Annotated in this window: 4 protein-coding genes; 2 read left to right on the top strand and 2 right to left on the bottom strand. The window is 68.1% G+C overall.

Annotated elements, in window-relative coordinates; translation table 11 throughout:
• On the top strand, window positions 1-1,192 hold a 1,192-nt coding region (locus BRAS3809_RS26040), incomplete at its 5' end, for an LPS-assembly protein LptD (RefSeq protein ID WP_035658669.1).
• Here the strand turns inward: BRAS3809_RS26040 and BRAS3809_RS26045 are convergent.
• Window positions 1,189-2,376 carry a cytochrome P450 gene (locus BRAS3809_RS26045; RefSeq protein WP_008965007.1) on the bottom strand — a complete coding sequence of 396 codons (1,188 nt, stop codon included), beginning with the start codon at window positions 2,374-2,376 and terminating at the stop codon, window positions 1,189-1,191. The genes BRAS3809_RS26040 and BRAS3809_RS26045 overlap by 4 nt on opposite strands.
• Before the next feature lie 88 nt (window positions 2,377-2,464).
• Complete coding sequence (locus BRAS3809_RS26050; RefSeq protein ID WP_008965008.1) at window positions 2,465-3,256, bottom strand: helix-turn-helix transcriptional regulator; 792 nt, start codon at window positions 3,254-3,256, stop codon at window positions 2,465-2,467.
• A gap of 179 nt (window positions 3,257-3,435) precedes the next feature.
• Between BRAS3809_RS26050 and BRAS3809_RS26055 the strand changes: the two genes are divergently transcribed.
• The coding region (locus tag BRAS3809_RS26055) for an ABC transporter substrate-binding protein (protein ID WP_035658672.1) at window positions 3,436-4,335 on the top strand (900 nt) is incomplete at its 3' end.

The following is a 4,335-nucleotide window of genomic DNA, read 5'->3' on the forward strand; positions in this document are numbered from 1 at the left end:
ACTGAACTACCCGGTGTTCGGCGGCGAGGTCCGCTACAAGACGAATTTCGTCAATCTGACCCGCGAGCAGGCGGTGTTCGATCCGGTGACGACGACGGCCAGCACCAACGGCCTGTGCACGACGACGTCGGCTGATCCGCTGGCGCGCCTGCCTACGCAGTGCCTGCTGCGTGCCACGCCCGGCACCTATACGAGGCTCAGCGCGCAGGCGGAGTGGCGGCGGTCATACACCGATCCCCTCGGCCAGATCTGGACGCCGTTCGCGATCCTGCGCGCCGACGCGATCAACGCCAACGTCACCGCGCAGCCCGGCGTCGGCAACTTCCTGCCGACCGGCGACACCCAGGCGCTGCGGCTGATGCCGGCCGTCGGCCTCGACTATCGCTACCCGTTCATCAACGTGCAGTCGTGGGGAACCACCACGATCGAACCTATCGCGCAGCTCATCGTCCGGCCGAACGAGACCTCCGCCGGCCGGCTGCCGAACGAGGACGCCCAGAGCCTGGTGTTCGACGCCAGCAACCTGTTCAGCGTCGACAAGTTCTCCGGCTACGACCGGACCGAGGGCGGCGGCCGCGCCAATGTCGGCGCGCAGGCCACCACGCAGTTCGATCGCGGCGGCACCGTCAATGTGCTGTTCGGCCAGTCCACCCAGCTGTTCGGCCTCAACTCCTACGCCGTTCAGGACAGCAACAACACCGGCATCGGCTCCGGCCTCGACAAGACCGTGTCGGACTACGTGACGCGGGTGGACTATTCGCCGAACCGCACCTACACGCTCAGCATGCGCAGCCGGCTCGATCAGCAGACGCTGAACGTGCAGCGCTTCGAGGCCGAGGGCAAGGCTAATTTCGACCGCTGGTCCGTCGCGCTGACCTACGGCAACTACGCGGCGCAGCCGGCGATCGGCTATCTCGACCGGCGCGAGGGCCTGCTCGGCAACGGCTCGGTCAAGGTGGCGCAGAACTGGGTCGTGTCCGGCGGCGCGCGCTGGGATCTGGTGGCCAACAAGATGAACCAGTATCTCGTCGGCGCCGGCTATGTCGACGACTGCTTCACCCTGGCCGCGAGCTATGTCACCTCGACGAACTACGCCATCGCCGGCGCGGCGCCGCAGACCAACCAGACGGTCATGCTGACCTTGGGCCTGCGCACGATCGGCAATGTGTCATTGCCGGTGCCGGTCAACTAGCTCGGTCGCGGCTGCGTCGCGTCCCATGTCACCGGCAGATTGAGCAGGCCGCGGAACGCCCAGCCGCCGATCCGCACGGGCTCGGCGCCGTGCAGCCGCAGGCCCTGCAACCGCGTGAACAGCGTCGGCAGCGCGACGTCGGCGATCATCGCGCGCGAGGCCCAGGCGCCGGCGCAGAAATGCGGACCGGCGCCGAAGGCGATGCTCTTGGCGACGTCGCGGCGGATGTCGAAGCGGTCCGGATCGGGAAAATGCGCCTCGTCGCGGTTGGCCGAGCCGAACATCAGGAACACGCGCTCCTCCGGCTCGAACGCGACGTCGCGGATCGTCCAGGGTTTGGCAATGCGCCGCGGCGACATGCCGATCGGCGAGATCCAGCGGGCATATTCCTCGAACACCTGCAGCCAGCGCACCTCGCCCTGGATGGCGAGCACGAGCTGCTCGGGATGCGTCAGCAGCGCCCACACCGTGCCGGCGATCGCATCGCGCGGCTCGTTCTGGCCGCCCGAGATCGCGAGCTTGATGTTGGCGCGGATGCTGTCCATCGGCATCTGCGCGGCGAGCATGACGCCGAGCAGGCTCTGGTTGGGCGCCCTCTCCAGCACCGGCAGCATGTCGTCGATCGCGGCATCGATGCCTGCGGTGGCGGCGTTGCAGCGCGCCTCGACCGCGGGATCGCCGGTGTAGTTGGCGATGCCGTCGATCGTCGCCTGCGACCACGCGTTCATGTCCTGATAGCGCATGTTGGTGAGGCCGGTGATCAGCTTCAGGCACTCGGCCGAGAACGGCAGCGCGAAATCTCTGACGAGATCTACCTCGGCGGCCGGATCGAGCGCGTCGATCAGCCGATCCGCATGCGCCTGGAACTGCGCCAGCCAGTGCACGCGCACCGCGCGCGGCGACACCGCCGGCGCGATCGCCTGCCGCTCCGCCAGATGCGCTTCGCCGTCCTTGCGCATCATGTTGTGGCCCATCAGCCGGTTCATCAGCCCCTGCGGCTGGTGCGAGCTGAACACCTCGATCTGCTTCTCCGAGACGAAGATGTCGTCGCGCCGGCACAGCAAGGTGCTGCCGAGCTGCGGCACGAACGCGATCGGCGCCTCCTTGCGCATCCGCGCCAGCGCGGGATAGGGATCGGCCCAGAACGCCAAGGGATCGATGTCGAAATGCGGTGCGGTGCTCACGCCTTCTCTCCGGATCGGACGGCGCAGGCTAGCTGCGCATGCGGGCGGCGTCTGTCCCGGCGATGGGTGACAGAATGCGACGGCGGCCTCAATTCAGCGGCCGCGACACCGTCATCAACCGCAGCGCGATCGCGAACAGCTCGTTCTGCGAGGCGATGCCGAGCTTCTCATAGGCGCGCTTGCGATAGGTGAACACCGAGTTCAGCGCGATGCCGAGATCGCCGGCGATCGCCTCCGAGGTGAAGCCTTCGAGGATGCGGCGGCAGACATCCTTCTCGCGCGCGGTCAGCACCGACAGCGGGCCGCCCGCGGCGAACAGCGCGGCCAGCTTGTCCCCTGGTGTCGCAACGGCCGTACCGTCCTGGCAATGCCGCGCGACGATGGCGGCGACGATCGGTGCGACCGCCGTGATGCGCTGCCGCTGCTCGCCGGTGAAGCCGCCCTGCGCGGCCGTGCGATAGAAGTTGACATAGGTGCAGCGGTCGCCGGCCCAGATCGCGGTGGCGGCCTTGTCGACGATCTCCGAGTCCTCGAAGAACAGCTTGCGATAGCCCCTCGGATACATCCGCCGGGCGAAGTGCGGCAGCAGGATGTGCCGCTGCTCGGCGCGCTCGCGGAAGATCACCTCGCGGTTGGGATCGGCGGTGTGGAAATGCTCCGAATAGGCGGTGCCGAGATCGGGCCCGATCGCGATGTTGCCGGTGCTGAGCAGGCAGCGCGCCGAGCGCTGATCGGCGAAGGCGAACACCATGCAATGGCCGACATCGGCGACGGCACGCAAGGTCTCGATCAGCACGGTCGGAAACGAGGGCTGGCCGATCGCGAGCACCAGGGCCCCGACGGCGCCGGTCGCATCGACGCCGGAGCTGATGGCCTCCATGATGGTTCCTCCCCGGATGGTCTGTTTGTTGCAGCCTAGCAGCAACGGCGGACAGCTGGAAGGCCGCCCGGCGTCACCAACCACGGGGACAGACGCGCGGCCGCGGCGGGGCTAGGCTTGGCGGCTCGAAGTCCTGGCCGATCAACGCGCCGGGCGCGCTCTACGGGGAGGACGTCGCGATGAGAGCCGCACTCACTGCGCTCGGGATGGCAGCCATGCTGGCGCTCGGCGCGCCGGCGCGGGCCGACATCAAGGTCGGTATCGTGGTGTCGGCGACCGGCCCCGGCTCGGCGCTCGGCCAGCCGCAGATCAAGGCGGTCGCTGCGCTGCCGAAGGAGATCGGCGGCGAGCGGATCGTCTACATCGCGCTCGACGACGAATCCGACAGCGTCAAGGGCCTGCAGAATGCGCGGCGCCTGGTCATCCAGGACGGCGTCGACGTCATCATCGGCTCGTCGCTGACGCCGGTCACGATGCCGATGCTGGACGTCGCGCTGGAGAGCCGGACGCCGCTGCTGTCGCTGGCGGCCTCGACCGCGATCGTGCAGCCGATGGACGAGAAGCGGAAATGGGCGTTCAAGGTGGTACCCAACGACGACATCATGGCCGCGGCGATGCTCAAATACATCGCCAAGAGCGGCGTCAAGACGCTCGGCTTCATCGGCGTCTCGGACGGCTATGGCGAGGGCTACTACCAGGAGGTCAGCAAGCTGGCGCCGAAGCTCGGCATCACCGTCACGACGCACGAGGTCTATGCGCGCGGCGACACCAGCGCGGCCGGCCAGGCGCTGAAGGTGATCGCGACCAATCCGGACGCGGTGTTCATCGCGTCCGCCGGCACGCCCGCGGTGCTGCCGCAGCAGGCGCTGCGCGAGCGCGGCTATCAGGGCAAGATCTTCCAGACCCATGGCGTGGCGACGCAGGAGTTCATCAAGCTCGGCAAGGACAGCGTCGAGGGCGCGATCTTCGCCGGCGAGGCGTTCTCGATCGCCGACGATCTCGCGCCCGAGGATCCCTTCCGCCGCGCCAACGACGCGTTCGTGTCGGCCTATCAAGCCGCCAATGGCGACAAGCCGAAC

It is taken from the genome of Bradyrhizobium sp. STM 3809, from assembly GCF_000239795.1.
Classification (GTDB): Bacteria; Pseudomonadota; Alphaproteobacteria; order Rhizobiales; family Xanthobacteraceae; genus Bradyrhizobium.